The organism is Cryobacterium sp. 10I5, from assembly GCF_035019865.1.
In the GTDB taxonomy this organism is placed as follows: domain Bacteria; phylum Actinomycetota; class Actinomycetes; order Actinomycetales; family Microbacteriaceae; genus Cryobacterium; species Cryobacterium breve_A.
Genome location: NZ_JASJVI010000196.1, coordinates 1 through 1,040 on the forward strand (window position 1 = coordinate 1; position 1,040 = coordinate 1,040).

The 1,040-nt window shown below is 67.2% G+C and carries 1 protein-coding gene and 1 pseudogene; both read left to right on the forward strand.

Annotated elements, in window-relative coordinates; translation table 11 throughout:
* Positions 1-463: pseudogene (locus QN350_RS19660) on the forward strand (oxidoreductase); the annotation flags it as partial.
* Positions 464-631: 168 nt separating this feature from the next.
* Complete coding sequence (locus QN350_RS19665) at positions 632-1,024, forward strand: SHOCT domain-containing protein (RefSeq protein WP_322138622.1); 393 nt, start codon at positions 632-634, stop codon at positions 1,022-1,024.
* Positions 1,025-1,040: the final 16 nt, after the last annotated feature.

The window sequence follows — 1,040 nt, forward strand, 5'->3', positions numbered from 1 at the left end:
CCGGATGAATTTCGACGACCTGATGGGCGAGCAGAAATACAAGGCCTGGGATGCGTACGGCCAGAGCAAGCTCGCCAACCTGCTCTTCACGAGCGAGCTGCAGCGCCGGTCCGACGCAGCAGGGACGCCCCTCTTTGCCCTCGCCGCCCACCCCGGATATGCCAGCACGAACCTGCAGTCCGTCGGCGCGAGCATGCGCGGCAGCGGCTTCGAGCGCCGCCTGACGGCTCTCGCCAACCGGGTCCTCGCCCAGCCGGCCGAGATGGGGGCGCTGCCCACGCTTTACGCCGCGACCGAGCCGGGGCTTGCCGGTAACACCTTCGTCGGGCCCGACGGCTTCGGCGAGCAGCACGGCCACCCGCATCCGGTCGGGCGGTCCGAGCGGGCCGGCAACCGAGCGGATGCCGTGCGCCTGTGGGAGGAAAGCGAAGGGCTGACCGGGGTCACCTTCGATCTCGGCTGACAGTGCCGTTTTTGCGGTGTCGTTTATGCAGACAAGCTCGGTCGTTTTTTCGCACACCTGACCGCCGAATAGACTCCCGGGCGAACTTCACCCGCTGCTAGGTTTTCCTCGGCGCGCGGCCGCAGCACGCGCCAGACGCGGCTTTCCGCGATTCTTTGGAGGAATACCGTGGATCTTGTTCACAACATCTGGGACGTCGCCCTGCTCTTCTTCTGGGTCTTCGCATCCATCGCCTACTTCTTCGCGCTGTTCAGCGTGATCGTCGACCTGTTCCGCGACCGCAGCCTCGGGGGCGGCGCCAAGGCGCTCTGGTTCATCGCCCTGGTCGTCGCCTCGGTCCTCACAACCCTGATCTACCTCATCGTCCGCGGCCAGGGCATGGCGGAGCGTCAGGCCGAACGGGTCCAGGAGGCGCAGCACGCGACCGAGTCGTACATCCAGACGGTTGCGGGAGCGAGCCCGGCCGAGGAGATCACCAAGGCCAAGGCGCTCCTCGACTCCGGCGCGATCACCGCCGCAGAGTACGAGGCCCTCAAGGCCCGGGTTCTCGCGACCGCCTAGGTCGCCTAGCCTGCGC